16 protein-coding genes and 2 pseudogenes are annotated in these 20,621 nt (G+C 60.1%); 12 read left to right on the top strand and 6 right to left on the bottom strand.

Annotated elements, in window-relative coordinates; translation table 11 throughout:
- Positions 1 to 163: 163 nt before the first annotated feature.
- Positions 164 to 1,201 carry a cytochrome-c peroxidase gene (locus tag ACIU1A_RS02065; RefSeq protein ID WP_404926435.1) on the bottom strand — a complete coding sequence of 346 codons (1,038 nt, stop codon included), beginning with the start codon at positions 1,199 to 1,201 and terminating at the stop codon, positions 164 to 166.
- A 534-nt stretch (positions 1,202 to 1,735) separates the two neighbouring features.
- On the opposite strand from ACIU1A_RS02065, the gene ACIU1A_RS02060 reads away from it, so the two are divergent.
- Both ACIU1A_RS02060 and hemN read left to right on the top strand, forming a co-directional pair.
- Positions 1,736 to 2,203, top strand: a complete 468-nt coding sequence (locus ACIU1A_RS02060) for a MucR family transcriptional regulator (RefSeq protein ID WP_404928088.1) — start codon at positions 1,736 to 1,738, stop codon at positions 2,201 to 2,203.
- 202 nt (positions 2,204 to 2,405) lie between these two features.
- Positions 2,406 to 3,743: an oxygen-independent coproporphyrinogen III oxidase gene (gene hemN / locus ACIU1A_RS02055; RefSeq protein ID WP_404926434.1), complete on the top strand. Its 1,338-nt coding sequence runs from the start codon at positions 2,406 to 2,408 to the stop codon at positions 3,741 to 3,743.
- 951 nt (positions 3,744 to 4,694) lie between these two features.
- Here the strand turns inward: hemN and ACIU1A_RS02050 are convergent.
- A complete protein-coding gene (locus tag ACIU1A_RS02050; protein ID WP_008874821.1) occupies positions 4,695 to 4,907 on the bottom strand; it encodes a cold-shock protein in 213 nt (70 codons plus the stop codon).
- A 777-nt stretch (positions 4,908 to 5,684) separates the two neighbouring features.
- Here ACIU1A_RS02050 and ACIU1A_RS02045 point away from each other — a divergent pair.
- The 3 genes from ACIU1A_RS02045 to ACIU1A_RS02035 all read left to right on the top strand — a co-directional run bounded on the left by ACIU1A_RS02045 (position 5,685) and on the right by ACIU1A_RS02035 (position 10,738).
- On the top strand, positions 5,685 to 6,989 hold the full coding sequence (locus ACIU1A_RS02045; RefSeq protein WP_404928087.1) for a M16 family metallopeptidase: 1,305 nt from the start codon (positions 5,685 to 5,687) through the stop codon (positions 6,987 to 6,989).
- Between the two features lie 4 nt (positions 6,990 to 6,993).
- The gene (locus tag ACIU1A_RS02040) at positions 6,994 to 8,379 is read left to right on the top strand and encodes a M16 family metallopeptidase (RefSeq protein ID WP_404928086.1); all 1,386 of its coding nucleotides are present in this window, start codon (positions 6,994 to 6,996) and stop codon (positions 8,377 to 8,379) included.
- A gap of 901 nt (positions 8,380 to 9,280) precedes the next feature.
- Complete coding sequence (locus ACIU1A_RS02035; protein ID WP_404928085.1) at positions 9,281 to 10,738, top strand: NAD-dependent succinate-semialdehyde dehydrogenase; 1,458 nt, start codon at positions 9,281 to 9,283, stop codon at positions 10,736 to 10,738.
- A gap of 755 nt (positions 10,739 to 11,493) precedes the next feature.
- On the opposite strand, the gene ACIU1A_RS02030 is transcribed toward ACIU1A_RS02035, so the two are convergent.
- From ACIU1A_RS02030 to ACIU1A_RS02020, 3 genes and pseudogenes are all read right to left on the bottom strand, one after another.
- Positions 11,494 to 11,691, bottom strand: coding sequence for a hypothetical protein (locus ACIU1A_RS02030; RefSeq protein WP_404926433.1), 198 nt, complete (start codon positions 11,689 to 11,691; stop codon positions 11,494 to 11,496).
- A gap of 458 nt (positions 11,692 to 12,149) precedes the next feature.
- Complete coding sequence (locus ACIU1A_RS02025) at positions 12,150 to 12,665, bottom strand: DUF2285 domain-containing protein (protein WP_404926432.1); 516 nt, start codon at positions 12,663 to 12,665, stop codon at positions 12,150 to 12,152.
- Positions 12,666 to 12,780: 115 nt separating this feature from the next.
- A pseudogene (locus tag ACIU1A_RS02020) lies at positions 12,781 to 12,942 on the bottom strand (transcriptional regulator domain-containing protein); the annotation flags it as partial.
- A gap of 147 nt (positions 12,943 to 13,089) precedes the next feature.
- On the opposite strand from ACIU1A_RS02020, the gene ACIU1A_RS02015 reads away from it, so the two are divergent.
- The 6 genes and pseudogenes from ACIU1A_RS02015 to ACIU1A_RS01990 all read left to right on the top strand — a co-directional run bounded on the left by ACIU1A_RS02015 (position 13,090) and on the right by ACIU1A_RS01990 (position 19,663).
- A complete protein-coding gene (locus ACIU1A_RS02015; RefSeq protein ID WP_404926431.1) occupies positions 13,090 to 13,245 on the top strand; it encodes a hypothetical protein in 156 nt (51 codons plus the stop codon).
- Positions 13,246 to 13,780: 535 nt separating this feature from the next.
- On the top strand, positions 13,781 to 14,227 hold the full coding sequence (tnpA, locus tag ACIU1A_RS02010; RefSeq protein ID WP_404924843.1) for an IS66-like element accessory protein TnpA: 447 nt from the start codon (positions 13,781 to 13,783) through the stop codon (positions 14,225 to 14,227).
- The gene (tnpB, locus tag ACIU1A_RS02005; RefSeq protein WP_404924842.1) at positions 14,224 to 14,580 is read left to right on the top strand and encodes an IS66 family insertion sequence element accessory protein TnpB; all 357 of its coding nucleotides are present in this window, start codon (positions 14,224 to 14,226) and stop codon (positions 14,578 to 14,580) included. Before tnpA ends, tnpB begins: the two co-directional genes overlap by 4 nt.
- A 48-nt stretch (positions 14,581 to 14,628) precedes the next feature.
- The gene (gene tnpC, locus ACIU1A_RS02000; RefSeq protein ID WP_404924841.1) at positions 14,629 to 16,158 is read left to right on the top strand and encodes an IS66 family transposase; all 1,530 of its coding nucleotides are present in this window, start codon (positions 14,629 to 14,631) and stop codon (positions 16,156 to 16,158) included.
- Between the two features lie 578 nt (positions 16,159 to 16,736).
- Positions 16,737 to 18,826, top strand: a pseudogene (locus ACIU1A_RS01995) (prolyl oligopeptidase family protein).
- Between the two features lie 198 nt (positions 18,827 to 19,024).
- Positions 19,025 to 19,663: an OmpW/AlkL family protein gene (locus ACIU1A_RS01990; RefSeq protein WP_404928084.1), complete on the top strand. Its 639-nt coding sequence runs from the start codon at positions 19,025 to 19,027 to the stop codon at positions 19,661 to 19,663.
- Positions 19,664 to 20,025: 362 nt separating this feature from the next.
- Here ACIU1A_RS01990 and ACIU1A_RS01985 read toward each other — a convergent pair whose 3' ends face one another.
- Entirely contained in the window at positions 20,026 to 20,244 is a 219-nt protein-coding gene (locus ACIU1A_RS01985; RefSeq protein WP_404926430.1) for a helix-turn-helix transcriptional regulator, read from the bottom strand.
- Positions 20,245 to 20,354: 110 nt separating this feature from the next.
- Here ACIU1A_RS01985 and ACIU1A_RS01980 point away from each other — a divergent pair, with 110 nt between their 5' ends.
- A complete protein-coding gene (locus ACIU1A_RS01980) occupies positions 20,355 to 20,621 on the top strand; it encodes a DNA -binding domain-containing protein (protein ID WP_404926429.1) in 267 nt (88 codons plus the stop codon).

Below are 20,621 nucleotides of genomic sequence, written 5' to 3'. Positions count from 1 at the left end.
CGGTAGCATGGCTGGCTACAAAGCAATGGCTCCTCCCCAACGTGCGCCGCTCAATCGGAGGCGACGTATCGCGGCCCAATCGCACGGCGGCGTTTTTGGCAATTCGCCCGGACCAGGCAACCAATGCTAACAGGCCCCGCGCGATCGTCTGCTATCCCAACGCCTAGGATCGAGGCCGAGGTGTTGTGGGCGTTTCAGGTGGCAAGATGGGATTTGCAATGTCCGGTCGCTTTCCGGTCACCGAGTTAAGGAAGGCAACGATCCGATCGATTTCGATTTGCGTTAGCTCTTGGCCAAGCTGGGTGGTGCCCATGATGGCGACCGCCTCTCTCAAGTCCCAGACCTTGCCCGAATGAAAGTATGGCGCGGTGATTGCTACATTGCGTAGCGACGGCACGCGGAAAACATAGGCATCCTCTGGTACATTGGTGACGGCAAATCGTCCCTTGTCGTTCTCCGGCAGAATTTCGGCGCTAGGCTTCTCAACGAGGCCGAATGGATAATAGCCTTCCCCACCAAGATTGACACCGGAATGGCAGGACGAGCAGCCCTTTTCGATAAAAAGGGCCAGGCCCTGTTTCGCTTCGGGGCCGATGGCGGTGTCATCGCCGTTGAGGTAGGCGTCGAAGGGGGCGGGCGTGACCAGTGTCGCCTCGTAATCTGCGAGTGCGTTGGCTAAGTTGTCGAAGGTGATGGGTTCGGCCTCCCCCGGGAAAGCTGAATGGAACCACTCCACATATTGCGGCATCGATTTGAACGTCTCGACCACTCGATGCGATGTGTTGGCCATCTCGACACCGGCCTCTATCGGCCCTTTGGCCTGAGCTTTCAGGTCTTTGGCGCGACCGTCCCAAAACTGTGATTTGTTGAAGATAGAGTTAAACACCGTCGGCGCGTTGCGCTGCCCCTTCTGCCAACCATGGCCAATCGAAGTTTCGCGATTGTCGTCGCCGCCGGTGGCCAGGTTGTGGCACGAGTTGCAGGAGAAAACGCCTGAGGACGAGAGGCGTGGATCGAAGAACAGTGCCTTGCCGAGGGCAATCCTCTCCGGCGTGCGCGGGTTATTGGTGACCGGCGGGATCGATGGCAAGGGCTTGAAGATGGCCAGTGCCGTTTCTTTGAGGTCTGGCGGAATGGACTGCGCAGCAAAAGCTGTGGCTGCAACGAGCGCAACAGCTATCGCTGTCAATAGACTTTTCATAGATGGAATCCTTACGATGTGCACGGAAACCATTCTCCACATGCGGCTTGCGAACGCCCTGCGCTAGATCAGCGGATCGAGGGAATCGTGCCACCGACCAAGCCGATCGAGCGGCAGAACAGTGACTGCGATTCATCATCCGATGACGATTCCAATGGCGGGCGCGCGCAATCACTGTTTGTTCGCCTGAGGGTTTGGTCGGTTCCCTGGCCTGTCGCCGCATGGTACCGCAACGACTACCTGTTTCACACGCGCAAGATTTCTGTCTCCAGCGCATTCACGGCTCATATTGCTTTCAAGGTTTCTGCGCCTTGCTCTTGCAATTAAGACGGACGAGATCGGGGCTGAACGGCGGATACCGGCGCAGTTATGGACAGCGATTACCGCGCAGACTAGTGTGACGGGCAGCGTGCAGTGGCGCTATAGGCCTCGATCCTGGACGAGCAACGAACAATGCTGTGGCGAGATTTGTTGCTTTCATCGGGAATCACCACTAGAAGCGGCGCTCCCCAAACCAATCCAGCGGAGAGTTTCATGCCAGAAGAAGACTTCGGAAGCGCCGACAACCTCATCGACCTTACCGCTGACGTTGTCTCAGCCTATGTTTCCAACAATCCCGTTCCGGTGGGCGAACTGTCTACCCTGATCGGCCAAGTGCACGAAGCTTTGAAACGCACGGCATCCGGTCGCGTCTCGGCACAAGAGCCGACGGTGTTGACGCCGGCCGTCCCGATCAGAAAATCGGTGACGCCGGACTACATTATCTCCCTTGAGGACGGCAAGAAATTCAAATCGCTAAAGCGTCACCTGTCGACCCATTACGGACTGAGCCCTGACGACTATCGCGCCAAATGGGGCCTGCCGGCGGACTATCCCATGGTCGCGCCGAACTACGCGGCTGCGCGCTCCGCATTGGCCAAGACAATGGGACTGGGCCGCAAACCAAAAGAGCCTGAGGTCTCGGCGCCCGAGAAGCCGTCTAGAAAGAAGGTATCAGCGTGACTTCCTCCATCCAGACCCGTTGTGGGACTGGTGGCTCGATCAGCAAGATGTGAGCGAAACACTCGAAAGGCGGGATCAAAATCCCGCCTTTTCCTTGCACGGTGTGATTACACGCCGCAAAACGCAATGGAACTGACATAGCGCAGAGACACAGGAGACCGCAGCGGTAAAAGGACCAATTTTCAGCTTGGGACGGAAACCGTTGCAGACCTCTATCCTGAAAGAATATCGCGAGGCTCTCCTGCCTTGGTACACCATCTATCCGACTGTGCCGGAGTTCACCGCCAGCGTCGGGGCTGTGAGCTATGAGGAATGGCTAAGAGGTCTGTCGGCTGACGATTCGGTATCGCTCTATCTCCACATCCCGTTCTGCCAATCGATTTGTTGGTTTTGCGGCTTCCCGACCACGATTGCCCGCAATCAGGGCCCAATCCTCAACTATCTGGACGTTCTGCGTAACGAGATCCGTTTGGTCTCGGAGAAAGTGCAGCAGGGGCTCGTCGTGAACGACGTACATTTCGGCGGGGGAACCCCGACCCTGATCGGGGCAGCCGAGTTCCTGGACACCATAGAACTCCTGCGCCGCCGCTTCGCGTTCAGGGAATCCGCTACGATCGCCGTCGAAATTGATCCGCGCACCTTCACGGCCGAGATCGCCGAAGCGTTGGGAGCAGCGAACGCGAGCCGCGCGAGCCTTGGGGTGCAGAGCTTTGATCCGATCGTTCAAAAAGCGATCAACCGGGTCCAGAGCGAGGCGCAGACGTCCGCTGCCGTCGAAAAGCTGCGCCGGCATGGAGTAAGCGGCATCAACTTCGATCTCATTTTTGGCCTCCCGAACCAGACTGTGGAGTCCTGCGTCGAGACTGCGATGGCGACTGTCGCCATGCGTCCCAACCGGCTCGCGGTGTTCGCCTACTCCCACATTCCATCGGTGATGAAGAATCAGCGTCTGATCGAGAAGACTGCGCTGCCTGACAGCGCCGCCTGCGCCGAACAGGCTGCCGCCGTGGCAGAGACGCTGGTTGCGGCCGGCTACCGTGAGATCGGCCTCGACCATTTCGCCTTGCCGGACGACGAACTTGCGCTGGCGCAGACCAGCGGTCGCCTACGGCGTAACTCGCTGGGTTACTCGGCCGATACCTGCAAAACCCTGATCGGTTTCGGCGCGTCCTCTATCGGGCGGGTCGGCGAGGGTTACGTCCAGAACGAGTTGACACGTGAGTGCTACAGCCAGCACATAGCAGCTGGCCGTCTGGCAACGTCAAAAGGCTACCCACTCACAGATGAAGACCGCGTGCGAGCCGCCATCATCGAACGGCTGATGTGCGATTTGCAGGCCGATGTGCCGGCAATTTGTGCGGCCTATGGATTCGATCCAACTCGCCTTCTGGATTCGGCTGCTGAACGCCTGGCGAAGCTGGCCGAGGATGGGATCGTGGACATCGAAACCGGTTTCATCCGGGTGCGGCAGGAGCATCGCTTCGTGATTCGCGCTGTTGCTGCCGCTTTCGATGATTTTGTCGACCGGACTGTCCCATAGCACAGCCAAGCATCGTGAGGGGGCCAAAGCGATAGCTCGTGCTAAACGGCCTGCTCGAAACGCGCCGAAGACCGGTCACGGCGCCCTGTGCGGATTTGAAGTGTTTCATATCCCGAATGGGCAAGCGTACCGCGTATAAGCGTCACAGTCACACGGTGACTTGTTTTGCGAGATGCGCGCCGGTCGACATCTGTGCCTATGAATACCCCCGTTTAGCAGGCAAGAAATTGGCCGGACGAAAGATCGTCGGCGCAATGATCTCGTTCACTTCCCGAGGCAGGGTCGTGTGCATCGCAAGTTTCGATGCGGCGGTCCCCTGTTCGTCAGTAATGGATCAACAGTCTTGGGGTTATGGGTGGAAACTAGCCTGGCCATAGCTAATAACGACGTGGGTACGATCCGAGAAATCTCAGGCCATCAATCTCCGCCAACGCGGCCAAAGCCGGATGCGTCAAAACGTGCCCAGCGACATCGACGACATAGTGATGGGTGTCCAGCCGCTCGCATGTCGGACGCTGATAGACATTGAGAACGGCTAAATCGTCCTTCGAGAACCTGTTCAGGACACAACTGAGATTTTGCTCTGAAACGCGGAGGTGAAGTGTTGTCCGGTCAAACCTGTCGGCGCAGGGGTGCTGCGCCCGAGCACCCACCACCGCGTAACGTTATGCAGGCCTTCTTCAGTTCCTGCTCGCAATATCTGTCGCAGCTTGATCTCATATGTCCAGATTCTTTCTGATGCGTGCGGTTGCCGTCGGCATCTGCTACGCAAGAACCTTCTGCAGACAATAAGAGGGCTGGGACCCGCTCTCTTCGTTTGCAAATATCTGTTTCAGTAACTCAGCAGCTTCCCGCAATCCGCCGCCCGGTCAGCGGGAGATCCGTGGTTCTTGCATATGGCGGACCCAGCGGCACTTCTGCCCGGCTCTCGCCGGGCAGAAGCAGAAAAGATCAGCCAGCTTTGCTGAGACTGCCCGCGGAGGACTTGCCGGTACGGCGGTCCTGTTCGACCTCGTAGTTGATCTTCTGGCCCTCATTGAGGGTCGAAAGGCCCGCTCGTTCGACAGCGGAAATGTGGACGAAAACGTCCTGACCTCCGTTGTCAGGCTGGATAAAACCGAATCCCTTGGTGCTGTTGAACCACTTCACCGTTCCAGTCGCCATAGCGTATTCCTTTGTAACCATTCAATGTAGGCAGGCTATAAGCCAGGTCCGCTTCATATCCGAGATTTTAGGGGCAGCAAAAGCGAAAATAGCAAAAGCCCCGGTCAAATCGCAAATCGGCTCGAGAGCTCCATCATGACCGCCTGTCACGGACAGCGTCTCCCGCGCTGGCGCTCCGAATGCAAACATAAGTTCTGCAACGCTCCGGTAACTTCAAGAACCGCGCCTATCGCTGGTTTGGAGTCGTGTTGCGGGACCTGCGGTCGGCCGAAGTGAGCAAGAGCACGCGGACGACCAGCAACCACGGGCGCGCTAACGTCACCATGTTCGCGCCGCTTTGCGGAGGGTATTGCACCTAGCAACCTCTTTACCGGCAAGCGCTCCCCGTCGGCGTTGTCTAACGTCGGACAATGTCAGATACGCAACACAGATTCCGGTGGATCGCATCCCCGAAACGGCTTTCTCATTTGGCACGGCTCGTGCGCGGTTCATGGAAACGCGCAGGAGAGTCGTCCCATGATCCCCACACAGAAAAATGCTGCCCCACTTTTCGCCGATCTACTGAAAATTGACACCCGAGCGGGGCCTGGCAGCATTGTGAGCGCTCGTCTGAACCGGCGCTCTCCACCAATCCACCTGCTCCAGGTGGGGGCGACAGGGACGCAGAACCTTCAAAATGAAGGACAACTCACTTCGGTTCGAGCCTTGTCAATCGCCCGGTCACCGCAACCGAAGCGACTGTCTGCCTGGCTGCGGGGCGCTCTTTTTGCGACCGCGATGGCATTTCTGACGACCGCGCCTGCGGCGGCCGCCAATGACATCAAGGCAGCGAAGTTCCTGCTCGAGAACGGCATGGAGGTGGTTGTCATTCCGGATCACCGCGCGCCCATCGTCACCCACATGATCTGGTACAAGGTCGGCAGCGCCGACGAGCCCCCTGGCAAGTCCGGCATCGCACATTTCCTCGAGCATCTGATGTTCAAAGGGACGGCCAATCACGGCGCCGGCGAGTTGGAGCGCGCGGTGTCCAAGATCGGGGGCTCTCTCAACGCCTTTACCTATTACGATTTTACTGCCTTCTACGAAATAGTGCCGCCTTCGGCACTGGAGCAGATGATGGGCTACGAGGCTGATCGCATGCGCAATCTCACCCTCACGGACAACGTCATCAAAACCGAGCGTGACGTGGTCCGCGAAGAGCGTCGCTCGAGGGTCGACAACAATCCGCAGGCGCTTCTCGATGAGGAGGTCGTCACGGCGCTCTGGCAGAGCCAACCTTACCGCATCCCAGTGATCGGCTGGATGCACGAGATCGAGAAGTTGAATCGCAGCGACGCCGTCACGTTTTATTACAAATACTACTGGCCGAGCAACGCCGTGCTGGTTGTGGCAGGCGACGTTGACCCCGAGGCCGTGAAGGCGCTGGCCGAGAAGACCTATGGCAACATCCCGCGTGGACCGGAGCTGCCGCCGCGTGAGCGCGCCTCTGAGCCGGTACAGAACACCAAGCGCACATTGACGCTGAGCGACGACCGCGTTTCGGTCCCCCTCTTCTCCAGACATTGGGTGGTGCCGTCCTATCGCACCGCCGAGCCCGGCGAAGCGGAGGCGCTGGACCTGCTGGCGGAGATCCTCGGCGGCGGTAGCCGCAGCCGGCTGTACCAGGAGCTCGTTGTCAAGCAGGGCATAGCCGCGGCGGCCTACGCTGATTTCCAGGGCACCATGCTGGACGCTGGCAAGTTCAGCATCCGTGGTTGGCCGCGCGGCGACGCCGAGCTTGCGGACGTCGAGGCCGCCCTCGACGCCGAGATAGCGCGCATCGCCAGCAACGGCGTCACCAGCGACGAACTGGAGCAGACGAAAAACCGCTATATCCGCTCGTTCATCTTCGCACATGACGAGCAGGACTCCGTGGCTAACATGTATGGCGACACGCTCGCCACAGGCGGCAATGTGAAAGACGTCGAGGAATGGCCGGACCGCATCCGCAAGGTCACCGCCGATCAGGTTAAGGCCGTTGCCGCCCGCTACCTCGCGTCCGACCATTCGACCACCGGCTATCTCCTGCCCAAGGAAAATTGATATGATGACGAACCTACACCGCTGGGCCATTCCACGAGGCTTGCCCTCTCCTTTTGGACATGGCTGGCGCCTCGCCTCCTCGCTGGCTGTGCTTTGCCTAGCCATTTTGTTCCTCACCCTCCCGGCACTTACCGCGCCTGCTGCCCTGAAGATCCAGGAGGTGAAATCTGAAAAGGGGATCACCGCCTGGCTGGTGGAAGACCATACGCTGCCAATCATCACGCTCGAGTTCGTGTTTGACGGTGGCACCAGCCACGACCCGGCCGGTAAGGAGGGGCTTGCCAATCTGATGACCGGCTTGTTCGACGAAGGCGCAGGCGATTACGGCGGCGACTCCTTTCAGGTGCGGCTCGACGATGCCGGCGCTGAGATGAGCTTCCAAGCGCGGCGTGATGGCATCTATGGCTCGGTGCGCATGCTTTCCCTGCGCCGGGACGCCGCTTTCGATCTTATCAGGCTCGCGTTGAACAGGCCCCGCTTCGATCAGGAACCCTTTGACCGAATCCGCGCTCAGCTTCTCTCCGGCATCATCGCCAACGAGCGCGAACCTCACGCGATCGGCGAGGATGCGTGGCGACGCAGTATCTACGGCGCGCACCCTTATTCGAGGCCGCCCGAGGGTACCAAGCAAAGCCTGGCCCGCATAACGCCCACCGATCTAAGCGCCTTCCACAAGGCCGCTTTGGCCCTCGGTGGGCTGCACGTCGCGGTCGTGGGCGACATAGATGCCAAGTCCCTGAGTGCAAGGCTCGACCAGTTGTTCGGCGATTTGCCCCCGAAACAGACGCTTGCGACGGTACCTGATGTCACCCCGAAGCTCGGCCAGTCGACCTTGGTTGCCTACGCCCTGCCCCAGACTTCGCTCCAGCTGGCTTTTCCCGGCATCGGACGCAGCGACCCGGAATTCTATGCCGTGCAGCTGATAAACGACATACTGGGTGGTTCGCCATTTACCTCACGACTGTTCCAGGAAGTGCGTGAAAAGCGTGGCCTTGCCTACAGTGTCTCCTCTCGCTTGGAAACCTACCAGCATTCCAACACGCTTGTCGTGACCACGTCGACGCGCGCCGACAAGGCGGCCGAGACGCTCGGCCTGATAAGAGAGGTAATCAAGGATTTGGTGGACACAGGCCCAACAGCGGCCGAGCTCGATGCGAGCAAGAAGCATCTGATCGGCGCCTACGCTATCCAGAATCTGGGTTCGTCCAGATCCATTTCAGCCACGCTTCTCGCGTTGCAGCTTGACAAACTTGGCATAGATTACGTTCAGCGCCTCCCGGCCCTCATCCAACAAGTGACGATCGACCAGGTCAGGGCGGCGGCGAAGAATCTGCTTTCGGCCGAGCCAGCCATTATGGGTGTTGGCCCAGGGCTTGCCCATGTCCCGTGACGACCGGCAATCTCACGCTCTACTAGGGCCCGCGCTGATCGTCTTCGGAACGGCGTGAATGCTGAATCGGCCAACAGTCGGCAAGAAAGGGACTCCAACTTTCCCTTAAAGCGCGAAAGTTAGGATCTCTGTTCACTTGGGCCGGTCGGCAGACTGCAATGACAAGATCGGTCAAGACGGCAGCCGCGGAAGTGCCGGTATAGACCCAGATGGCGGACCACGTGGCTCCACGGCCCCGATGGAGTGCTGTTTTCCAACTAGGGATTCCTCAGTTGCTAGGCCGAAGCGGATCTTGCGGTTGGGTTGAGCCTGCCAGCGTATCCGACATACTCCGCAACCAGGTTCGTTCTTTTGAGTATTTTATGGAGCGATTGATTGGGTAACGTCGCTTGTCTCACCGGTTCAAGGTCATGTGCGACTGCAGGCAGTGCTCTCCTCGCGCAAGCGTGATGGCGCCAACTTCCGTTAGGAGCAGCGACTTTACTTAGGCTCGAGGACGATCACGGCTTTCAACACAAAGCCTCAAACGCGCTGAGAGATGCCCCAAAAGAAGAAGCTCGGAAGAAAAGCAACTTCTTCGGAAGGAACCTTCTGCCCAGTTTAGTCGAGTGATCATCAAATGCAGCCTCACCGTCACTTTGGCGGAGGAGTCCTGTCGTGCGCGCAGAACCAGCCGCGGTGGGGGAAGCCGATGTCCATTCTTGAGGTTGCACTGGTGAGAACCGGAATCAATCGACTGGAACGGTCAATCTTCTGGCTTTAGGGTGAGTGGAATGGTCTACCGGCCCTCTGTCCGAGGTCCTATCAAGACCGTCAGGGTCCGCAGTACACACAGACGGCCTGTCGACCTACATATCAGCCCCACCTTGAGAGGAATACGGTATTGCCCCTGTGCCTGCCGATGATCCGTCACTTGAAATCCCCGGACCTGTTTGGCGCCATCGATAGCTTGCCGGCGCTCGGCACGCCGATTAGCGAGCGGACATTCGAGGTCCTCAATCCGTCGAGCGGTGAAGTGCTGGCTGTGCTTCCCGACATGGGTGTGGAGGAGACGCGCGCTGCGATCGACAGGGCCTATGTAGCGCAGCCTGGATGGGCGGGGCTGACCGCCCGAGAACGCAGCGACGTTTTGTTGCGGTGGCATGAGCTGATCATTGATCACACCGACGATCTTGCCGCGATGCTGACTGCTGAGATGGGCAAGCCGTTTACCGAGGCCAAGTCGGAGGTTTCGCACGCGGCCGCGTATCTGCAATGGTACGCCGAAGAAGCCAATCGCATCTATGGTGAGACGATCCCCGCACCGTCGACAGACCGTCGCATGCTGGTGATCAAGCAGCCCATCGGTGTGGTCGGCACGATTACGCCTTGGAATTTCCCGGCGTCGATGGTGGCGCGCAAGATCTCGCCGGCTCTGGCGGCGGGCTGCACGATCGTGCTTAAGCCTGCTGAACAGACGCCGCTCGTGGCAGGTGCAATGTTCGCCCTCGCGCACCAAGCTGGCTTTCCCGACGGCGTGGTGAACCTAATTTATGCGTCTGAAGGTGATGGCGTCGGACGTGAACTTTGCTCCAACCCGAAGGTCCGAAAGATCAGCTTTACAGGCTCGACCGAGGTTGGCAGGCTGCTCATGCGCCAGTGCTCGGACCAGATCAAGAAAGTCAGCCTGGAGCTCGGCGGTAATGCGCCTTTTATCGTCTTCGACGCCGCCGACATAGACGCTGCGGTTGACGGCGCGATCCAGGCGAAGTTTCGCAACGCCGGCCAGACTTGCGTTTCAGCGAACCGGCTTTACGTCCAATCGAGCGTTCACGATGAGTTCGTCGAGAAGTTCGTGGAGAAAGCCCGGTCCTTGTCGGTCGGCGACGGCTTCGCTCCGGCAGTGGACGTCGGACCGCTCATCGACTTGCATGCTTTGGCCAAGATCGAGTCCCACATCGCAGATGCCGTTGCCAAGGGTGGGACAATTCGATGCGGGGGCGAACGTATTGGCAAGGATGGGACCTTCTTCAAACCGACCGTCCTCACTGAAATCTCCAGCATCATGGCGGTTGCGCAAGAGGAGACTTTCGGGCCGCTGGCCCCGATCATTCGCTTCCACGATGCGGATCAGGTTGTGCGTGAGGCCAACGACACGATTTACGGCCTCGCCGCCTATTTCTATGCCTCGAATTTGAAGCGTGTCTGGCGCGTTGCCGAGGCATTGGAATACGGCATGGTTGGCATCAACACCGGGCGAATGTCTTCGGAGGCGGCGCCCTTTGGCGGCATGAAGCAGTCCGGCATTGGGCGAGAAGGTTCCCGCCACGGGCTCGAAGACTACCTCGAAATGAAATACCTCTGCATGGGCGGCATCTGATCTCTGCGTGGATGGACACCTCAGGCGCAGAATGAACCAAAAGCATGATCGAGCGCTTTGGAGAACCTTGTTGCGGATGGTTTCGGGTCATTCACCGCGACCTCCGGCCTGCGCGCCTTAAGTGAGATCCAGACGCCCAGCTACGTTGAACCGCCTCTGCGGCGACGCGGCAAGGCCCCGCTAGCCGACGGTAGGTTGCTTATCCTATCCAAGCGCGGCACGTCTCGCCAGGTTCGTGGTTCAATGAAAATAGAACGCGATTATCAATCAGCTGCACTGACGCCGCGATTCTCGTCAAGCCGACGGTGCAGGGGGTCCGCACGGTGAGCGGGTGTACCGATATGGTTACGCTGCAGCCTCCTTATTGCCGCACGGCCAATTAAGCGCCCTTCGCGCATCGCTCTCAATCGGTGCAGTCGCAGGCATTCTCGCCTAGAGAAGATTCAGTGACACAAGACGTGCCCAGGCCGTGCATGCACGAAAGACATTGAGGGTTGAGATCCAATGATTACAGCGCATCTGCTCGACATGGACGGGGTCCTGGCCCGGGGCGGCCAACCGATCCGCTGGCTCGGTCGACTATGTCGCCGGACTAATCGCCAGGGGTGAGCCGTTCAGATCTTCACCAATAACTCGCGCTTCACGCCCGAAGATCATGCCGAGCGTCTAAGAGCGGTTGGCTTCGCCGTACAGCCAGAGCACATCTACAATCGGCGCTCGCCACCGCGCGGTTCATGGAACTGCAAAAGCACAAATCATCTGCCTGTGTCATCGGCGACCACGGTCTTGTCGAGGCCCTGCGGCAGGCAGGCTGCCGGATAACGGAGTTTGCCCCCGAGTTCGTGGTCCTCGGGGACACAATTTCGTACGATTACGAGCAGATCGCAATTGGCGCCGAGCTTGTGGCGAGGGGCGCGCGTTTTCTCGCCACCAATCTGGATGCGCAGCGGCAAGTTCCGCCTCCTCGACTGCCTTTCGGCACCAGCCCGCATAGCCGGACGCGAAACATTGCGTCTCTAATTTAAAGTCCTGGACGCGAGCACGTCTGAACCCGCATGCCCGGCAGGAGACTGAGCTCGCTGCCGGGCCGGCTACGCCTCGGGAGGTGGCGTAAGTCCGCGACCTTCGTGGCGGGGGGAACCACTCAGTCCGCGCGTTTTGCTGAGCGTGCATATACCGTGCCAAGGCAAAAGCCTTTTGCAACACGCGACGTGACAGCTCTTTCTCCGTTGCGTACTCGACATTGTCACCTATGGGACAATGTCGAACGTGCCTCTCAGCATCGACTGACGCCTGAACCAGAGCGCACCTTTAATTGCCGTTCCCCGCCAAGTCGACCGGGCAGACTGGCGGTGACCGGTTCCAGCACCGAACGATTCGACGGCTGATGTACAGGTCGGATTGTTCCTTTTCAAAGAAGGAAATCCCTGTACCCTCCCTGCATGAGGGCGCGGCCACGAGAGACCGCGCGGCGAATGCGGTCGCGCAGATGATCGCGAGGATCCCTCCAGTCGGCATGGACGCGCCGTTGACCGATCAGCGCTTCGGCAAGCTCGCGATGTGACGCCCCAGCAAGTGAGCCGTGGAGCGCACGAAGAACGAAGGACAAACGGGGACCCCGTTTTTCTGGCGGCAACAAGCGGGCAGGCAGATGTTGATCCAGATTTAGAGCATTGAGGTACTCGAGCGCCCTCAGGCGCTGTTTCGAGAGCGTCGCGGGCCAGATAGCCTCGGTACGGAGGCAAACGGGGCGCAAGATATCCGCGCCAGAGACGGCGAGCTGGAGCGTATGCTCCGCGTTGCGAAGAAGAACATGCTGGCTCTTGTCGGGCGCCAGCAGGACCGTCGCACGGCATGGCAATGCCGAGAGTTCGAACGGCCCTGTCGCCGACCACGTAGACAGCTGTTCCGCAATCACCGGCAGCACATGCACGCACCAGATCGGAGACCAGAATACGAGCGAATTTCGCCCGTAGGACTCGGCGAAACAGGATACCCCAGCTTGACAGGTCACCAGCCGACCTGACTACGTCGAGAGAGGGTCCGTAGGACAAAGTACTGGCCTGCTGGCTTGCAGCGATCACGTCACGCTGGAATGCTGGATTGCGACGTAAGAACTCCCAGGCCCACTCGCGCGGCGTCAGGCCAGCAGTGTAATCGTATGATCTTTCATCGCGCCAATCCGGCTCGTCCGCGCCTTTCACGAGAACTGCAGGCAATATTGTGCTCCCCTGCCCGCTCCCACGGACGTCGAAACACCATGCCACTTGGCAAAGCGCTGGCGCCGAGGGCACCAGACCTCGATGGCGTCGTTTCGTCGAAGCGTGCGCCAATGGCACTGTCGAGAGCAGATGACGCGCGCAACCAGCGAGCAGACCGTCGAACCGCCGCAGAGACAGCCAAGGCGGCCGGAGCACGCCAAGGGAGTCGGTTCGATAGCGGTGATCGGCTCCTGCGTGTTCGAGACGTTCCTTGGAGGTGCAGTGGCGTGGTGGATTGCACGCTGATTGTGGGCAGGTTGTCGTAGCGCGAGCGTTATAAGCTCAGTCATCGGAGGTCTCCTGAGAGAAATGCCGCCATTGGAGGCCAAGTTTCACGCTGTGGCAGCCTGTATAGGTTTACAGGTTAAGGCGACTGTTCAGTGCGCTCGCCAAACGAACCGGCGAGGCTCGCATTGCTTCTAGGGTTGGTGCTCACGCCGGGCTTTGAGCGGCTGGGAGATGGAGCCGGCTGGGGCCACTTGCGCCTGCTGCCGCCAATTTCACAGGCTGACTTGTCCCACCTTGGCTTTGGTGCGGGCATACAGATCGCAGCGTAAGCCAAAAACCGCCGATCGTTTGCCGTCTCAGCGGGCGGCGGAGCTTCCCTGTCTCCTGCCCCTCATACTTGTAGATCGGACGACGGTCGCCAGCACCTGAATGTAGCTACGACCACTCCCACGTGTTCGCTCGAGCGCAGCTTGCTGGGTAAGCGCTGTTCCGGCGGCACCTTTCGCGCGTGGATGTAAGGGACGATGTTCGAGGCCTTTGAGGGCTTCGACATATGACGGTTTCAGAGTTTACGCTTAAGTCCAGGGACGGTGAGCCGGTCCGTCGGCTGGAGATCTTCACTGGTTCGGGTCGGCGGCGTGAGTGGCCGCCGGAGGAGAAGGCCCGGATAGTGGCGGAGAGCTACGAGGCGGGCGAGACGGTTTGTGCTGTGGCACGCCGGTATGGACTTTCCCCGCAGCAATTGTTCACCTGGCGTCGGGCTGCTCGCCGGCCGATGGGGGAGGAAGCGATATCGGAATCCATGTTCGTGCCGGCGGTGGTGACGGCAGCGCCTCCGACGCCTGCGGCGAAGCATCGGCCACAGCCAAAGAAGCGGGAGCCGGCTCGAGACGCTGGTGAGATCGAGCTCGAGATCGACGGCATCGCAATGCGGGTGGGTCGTGGGGCGGATTCGAAGACGGTTGCAGCGGTGATCCGTGCGCTGAGGGCAACGTCGTGATCGGGCCAACGGGAGCGGTCAAGGTCATGGTGGCGACGAAGCCGGTCGACTTCCGCAAGGGAGCGGAAGGTCTGGCAGCGCTCGTGCGCGAGGCTATGGGCGCGGATCCGTTCTCGGGCGCGGTCTACGTGTTCCGGGCCAAGCGGGCCGACCGCATCAAGCTCGTCTACTTCGACGGCACGGGCGTATGCTTGTTCGCCAAGCGGCTGGAGGATGGCAAGTTCTGCTGGCCGGGCATTACCGATGGTGTCGTGCGACTGACGGCGGCACAGTTGCAGGCACTCCTGGAAGGCCTCGACTGGCGGCGGGTGCACGAGACGCGCCAGATGCGTGTTCCAACGACGGCGAGCTAACCATCGCATTATTGCCAAATCACTGGAATCCATGCTTGAATCCGCTTCGTGACTGACGCGGCCGCTGCCCTACCCGACGATCCTCAAGCGCTTCAGGCGATGCTTCTGGCCGCGCGCGCGGAGAATGAGAGGCTCCGCCAAATCATCAAGGAGTTGCAGCGCTATCGCTTCGGCCGAAGGGCGGAGAGCCTGCCTGAGGACCAGCTGCTTTTGGGGCTGGAGGAAGCCGAGCAGGTAGAGGCGGAGGGCTTCGCCAGCGCGGAAGCCGCGGACCCCTCAAAGCGTGATGCCAGGGCTCGTAAGCGTCGCGCCAACCGCGGCTCGTTGCCCACCCATCTGTCGCGCGTCGAGCAGGTAATCGACATTGCCGACAAGATCTGCCCGTGCTGCCAAGGTCAGCTGCATGTTATGGGCGAGGACGTCTCCGAGCGTCTCGACATCGTGCCCGCCCAGTTCCGTGTGATTGTCACCCGTCGACCGAAGTATGCCTGTCGGGCCTGCGAAGAGGTGGTCGTGCAGGCGCCAGCGCCGGCACGTCTCGTCGAAGGCGGCATTCCTACAGAGGCCACGGTGGCTCATGTTCTGGTGTCGAAGTATGCCGACCACCTTCCCCTATATCGTCAGGCCCAGATCTACGCCCGCCAGGGCGTCAATCTCGACCGTTCGACACTCGCCGACTGGGTGGGCAAGGCAGCTTTCCTGCTTCGCCCTGTGCATGAGCGGCTGTTCGAGCGGCTGAAGGCTTCAGACAAGCTCTTCGCGGACGAGACCACTGCGCCTGTGCTTGATCCGGGCCGGGGGCGGACCAAAACGGGGCAGTTGTTCGCCTATGCCCGAGACGACCGACCTTGGGGCGGAATGGACCTACCCGGCGTCGCCTATCTCTACGCTCCGGACCGCAAGGCCGAACAGCCGATCCGGCATCTTCAGGGCTTTGTCGGAACCCTGCAGGTCGACGGATACGCGGGTTACAAGGCGCTGGCCGAACGCAACGCCGTGAGCTTGGCCTTTTGCTGGTCGCACGTGCGTCGCCGCTTCTATGAGCTCGCGCAGTCCGGCCCCGCGCCGATCGCGACGGAGGCGCTCGCCCGCATCGCCCAACTCTACCACGTTGAGAGCGATATCCGCGGTCGTTCCGCCGACGAACGCCGCGCCGTCCGGCAGGAGAAAAGCCGTCCCGTCATCAATGCCCTTGAGCCGTGGCTTGGACAGCAACTCACCCTTATCAGCCAGAAGACCAAGCTGGCGGAAGCCATCCGCTACGCGCTCTCGCGCTGGCAAGGTCTGACACGATTCCTCGACAACGGTACGATCGAGATCGACTCCAACGTCGTCGAGCGCGCCATCCGTCCCATTGCGCTGAACCGCAAGAATGCGCTCTTCGCCGGCTCCGACGGCGGCGCCGAGCATTGGGCAACGATCGCTTCGCTGATCGAGACATGCAAGCTCAACGGCGTCGAGCCTCACACCTACCTCGCTGACGTGATCGCCCGGATCGTCGCCGGCCATCCACAAAGCCAGATCGACGATCTGCTGCCTTGGGCCTACAGACCTATGCCGCTCAAGGCAGTGGCCTGAGAACAGCGGTTACCTTGCTGGCGCGAGCGGCAGACTTGAAAAATCCATCAAGTGGACGGTTCAGGCCAAGTTTGCTGGCGTGCTCAGAGACCATCAGGTCGGTCTAGTGGCGCCCGCGGTTTTCTCGGATCTCTTTGCCGCTGGCGGTGTCAGATCCATAGGCTCAGCCGTCTCGAGTCACTCAAGCGTCCATCACCTCATCTCTATTTGCCTGCGTGAAGCGTTCCGGAGCGAAGATGTCGGACCCAACCAAGTTCACTTCGAGCTCACCGCTCGAGTTCGTGCACGGTGTCACCGCGCCGAAGGTTGATCCCATGATACGGGGTGCACTCGTTGTCGCATTCGCGACGATGTCTGACATCTGACACAGCGCTGCCAGAGCGATCCCATTGTTCCGTAAGGATTTCCCAGTTGGCATGACGGTTGCGGTCCTATGCGCAAAAGCACTGCGACGCCGCACCGAGTGGGAAGAACTCATTCATGATCACGCTTTTCGAACGTGCGGGCGCCGCCGCAAACATTGATCCTTCTCGAGCAGGCGAGAGCCATTGCGCCTTCATTCCTCAGGTCTTTCGGACATGAGCGAATTCGATTTCCGTCCAACGCTGGATGCACCCGACGATGACCCCCATCTTTGGCTCGAAGATGTAGAAGGCGAACGGGCACTTGCGTGGGCCGCCAGCCAGTCGGCAAAGACCCTGAAGCACTTCGCGGGAATGCAGTTCGAGCGCGACCGGGCGGCGCTGGCAGCCATTTTCGACCGTCGCGACAGAATTCCCCTGGTCACGCGCCACGGTCAGTACCTCTACAATTTCTGGCGAGATGCCGGAAATCCGCGCGGACTGTGGCGCCGGATCACCCTTGCCGTCTACATGCAGGCGGATCCCCAATGGGAGCTACTGCTCGATCTGGACGCCCTCGCGGGTAGCGACGGAGAAGACTGGGTCTGGGGCGGCGCGTCGATCGAGCCGGAGACGCGCGAAAGAGCCGTCTTGCGCCTGTCGCGCGGCGGCAGCGACGCGGTCGTGCATCGCGAATTCGACCTGAGTTCTCTGAGCTTTGTCGCCGACGGTTTCAATCTCCCCGAGGCCAAGGGTTACATTGATTGGCTCGACCCCAACACGCTTCTGCTTTCCAGTGCGCTTGGTGATGGCATGGCCACCCGCTCCGGTTACGCGCGCACCGTGCGACTGTGGAAGCGTGGCGCGGATCCCCTCGCGGCGCCGGTAATCTTCGAGACCGGTTCCGAAACCCTGGGTGTGTCTGGCCATCTGGACCGTACCGCCGAGAGCGAGCGCCTGTGGTTCATCGAGCAGCTGGCCTGCTTCGAGCAGATAGTCCGCATTGGCGATGAAAGCGGGCCGAAGATTGAGATCGACCTTCCTAAGGACGCCAGGTGGGATACCTTCGGCGATTGGCTCGCGGTAAAGCCGCGCAAAGCATGGACGGTTGGCGGCACAACCTATTGCGCCGACGCGCTGATCGGCATCTCACTTTCCGCTTTCCTGGCCGGCGAGCGCCGTTTCAGTACCCTGTTTGAACCGGACGAGAGACGCTGTCTGCAGTCATTGTTCTGGAATGACGGGAAGCTCATTATCGCCTACTTGGCGAACCTCGTTCCGAGAGTCGAGGTGTTCACGCCGGGCCCGCAGGAATGGACGCGCCGAGCCCTGGACACCGTTCCCGTGCAAGGGACTGTTCACCTCCGGTCACTCGATGCGGCAGTTCACGAGACCAATGGAGAGGTCCTAGTTTCCGCTCAGGACCCGATCACGCCGCGGCAGCTTATCCTGTTCGATCTCAATGCCGCGCCGCCGCTCGGTGCTCCAGTGATCCTGAAGCGCAACCCGGAGACTTTCGACGCATCCGGACTGGTGGTCACGCGCCACGAGGCAGTCTCGATTGATCATGAGATGATCCCCTATACGCAGGTTGGTCCGGCGAAGGGGAACGGAGATGCCCCGGTTCACCTTTCCGCCTATGGCGGGTTCGGCAAATCGCTCCTGCCCTACTACTACCCCTCGCGCGGCAAGCTGTGGCTCGAGCGCGGCGGCACGTGTGGGTGGCGAACATCCGCGGGGGCGGCGAGTTCGGCACCCGCTGGCACGATGCCGGGCGGAGGGAGGGCAAGCGTCTCGCCCATGACGATTTCGCCGCCGTTGCCGCCGACCTCGTGCGAAGGGGCATTACGCTGCCGAGGCGGATTGCCGCCCAGGGCGGCTCAAATGGCGGCCTGCTGATCGCCAACATGCTTACCCGCTATCCTGAGCGTTTCGGCGCGCTGTTCTGCATGGTTCCGCTTATCGACATGCGCCGCTACACCAAACTCCTGGCGGGCGCGAGCTGGACCGACGAATATGGCGATCCCGACAGGGCTGACGATTGGGCTTTCCTGAAGGAAATCTCCGCCTACCACGCTGCAAGACCGGGACAGCCCTACCCGCCTATCCTGTTCGCGAGCATGAGACGCGACGACCGCGTACACCCTGGCCACGCGCGCAAGATGGCCGCAAAACTGCAGGCTCTTGGCTATCCCGCTTACTTCTTCGAACTCAGCTCGGGCGGACACGGCTGCGGCAAGGACAAGAGCGAGCGAGCCGCATTCATCGCCCTAAGCAACAATTTCCTTCGCAGCGCGATCGGCTGGCGAGCGGAGAGCGTTCATTGATGACTGGGACCCGCGACAAAGCAACCACAAACCAATGAGTATAGGTTTTGGCTGGGGCAAAGATGCAGATGCAAACACCACTGCTAACCAGAGGCAATACTCGCAACAATTCACGATTTCTGACGAGCCGAGGAGAGAATAATGGCGACAAAGCTAACCAACGTGGCGCGCGGCGTAATAGCGGCGATCACCCTAATCATGATCGGACAGCAGGCGGTCGCGGCTGACGTTCCAGAGGTCCCGTGCGACCCCGACGAGGGTGCCTGGGTGCGGGAATGGGCTAGCCCCTGGCAGATCCGCCTGCGCGCCTTGGGAGTCATCACTGAGAATTCGGGCTACGTTGATGCGGTGCCCGGCTCCGGTCTTTCCTATTCGAACACCGTGACGCCGGAACTCGACATCTCGTACTTCTTCACCGACAACGTCGCCGCCGAGCTTATCCTCGGCACCACCTATGCCAATATAACGGGCCAGGGTTCGATCAGTGGGTTGCGCAATATCGGCAAGGTTTGGCTGCTGCCGCCGACGCTGACATTGCAGTACCATTTTACCGATTTCGGGGCCTTCAAGCCCTATGTCGGCGCGGGCGTGAATTACACAGTCTTCTATAACCAGGACGCCGGCGGCGCCGACGCTCTCAAGGTGAAGAACACGTTCGGCACCGCGCTGCAGGTCGGGTTCGACTACATGGTGGACCAACACTGGGGCGTCAACTTCGACGTGAAGAAGTTATTTCTCAAGGCGGACTTCGACGTCACGGTGGCCGGCGCGAAGCTGACCGGGAAAGCCGAGCTTGATCCCTGGCTGATCGGCGCAGGTGTCACGTACCGATTCTGATAACGCGGCCTCGTGAGCGCGCTTTGAGCCAACGGGCGCCCTCAGGCGCCCGTTGGCGTTCCCCCTTCCTCGGGTTAGTTTCAGTTTCCCGTGGCGACTTCTGCAAGAACGCCCAGCACAAGGACGCCTGTCGAGGTACGCGATCAGCATGCGTCGCGCCCACCTTTGATCAGAACGTCGTAACCTCGACTGCAACGTCGTAGCGCTGGTTCTCTCAGTTACCTTGCCCGCGAGCCCCGCCGAACACTCATCGGCAATGGGATGGCGACGATAGCTGGTCGCCCCGGGGAAGATCGGACCTCCAGTGAGAGCCAGTGAGCGCCGTCAGGCGCTGGCGCCTAGTAATTACATGAACGGCCACTTCAGGCCTGTTTGTCGGGCCGTACCAGATCCACGTGGCTGACGCCGAGCGCCAACGCCAGTTCATAGATCGTGATGATCGTCGGATTTCTTCGGCCCTTCTCCAAACCGCTGATGTACTGCTGGCTGAAGCCGGAAATGTCGGCAAGCTGCTCCTGGGTCAGACGCTTCCTTTGCCTGATCCGCTGCACATTCCGTCCGATCAACTTGCGCATATCCATGCACGCAAGCCACCGGATCAGGCGACTTGAGTTTATCAACTATAATATGTAATCCACATTTTGCCGGGAGAGGGCTTCGCGGAGGCGATCATCTGGAGCTAGGATCAGCAATGTTACAGCCTAAATCGGACTTGGCGATTGCCGACGAAGTGCCCTGGTCAGACGGCATCACAGCCTACGACAAGGAGCACTTTACAACCTACATGAGGCTCCTCGATGCATCCGGCGACGATGCTACTGAAGAGGAAATGGCAGATCTGATCCTCGGCATTGATCCGAGACGAGAACCGGAGCGTGCGAGGAAGGCTGTTCGCAGTCATCTTGACCGTGCAAACTGGGTGATGACAAGCGGGTACAAGGAATTGTTCGACAGCTGA

Source organism: Mesorhizobium maamorense, from assembly GCF_044998965.1.
GTDB lineage: Bacteria > Pseudomonadota > Alphaproteobacteria > Rhizobiales > Rhizobiaceae > Mesorhizobium.
The sequence above is the reverse complement of the archived record's forward strand: the minus strand, read 5'-3'. Positions and strand labels throughout refer to the sequence as shown.

Excerpts from the sequence above, each read along its gene's own strand:
- ACIU1A_RS01985 (WP_404926430.1), bottom strand. The coding sequence starts at position 20,244 with ATGGATATGCGCAAGTTGATCGGACGGAATGTGCAGCGGATCAGGCAA.
- ACIU1A_RS02040 (WP_404928086.1), top strand. The coding sequence starts at position 6,994 with ATGACGAACCTACACCGCTGGGCCATTCCACGAGGCTTGCCCTCTCCT.
- ACIU1A_RS02050 (WP_008874821.1), bottom strand. The coding sequence starts at position 4,907 with ATGGCGACTGGAACGGTGAAGTGGTTCAACAGCACCAAGGGATTCGGT.
- tnpA (WP_404924843.1), top strand. The coding sequence starts at position 13,781 with ATGACGGTTTCAGAGTTTACGCTTAAGTCCAGGGACGGTGAGCCGGTC.
- ACIU1A_RS02045 (WP_404928087.1), top strand. The coding sequence starts at position 5,685 with ATGGCATTTCTGACGACCGCGCCTGCGGCGGCCGCCAATGACATCAAG.
- ACIU1A_RS02060 (WP_404928088.1), top strand. The coding sequence starts at position 1,736 with ATGCCAGAAGAAGACTTCGGAAGCGCCGACAACCTCATCGACCTTACC.
- ACIU1A_RS02065 (WP_404926435.1), bottom strand. The coding sequence starts at position 1,201 with ATGAAAAGTCTATTGACAGCGATAGCTGTTGCGCTCGTTGCAGCCACA.
- ACIU1A_RS02015 (WP_404926431.1), top strand. The coding sequence starts at position 13,090 with ATGACGCGCGCAACCAGCGAGCAGACCGTCGAACCGCCGCAGAGACAG.
- ACIU1A_RS01980 (WP_404926429.1), top strand. The coding sequence starts at position 20,355 with ATGTTACAGCCTAAATCGGACTTGGCGATTGCCGACGAAGTGCCCTGG.
- ACIU1A_RS01990 (WP_404928084.1), top strand. The coding sequence starts at position 19,025 with ATGATCGGACAGCAGGCGGTCGCGGCTGACGTTCCAGAGGTCCCGTGC.
- ACIU1A_RS02035 (WP_404928085.1), top strand. The coding sequence starts at position 9,281 with ATGATCCGTCACTTGAAATCCCCGGACCTGTTTGGCGCCATCGATAGC.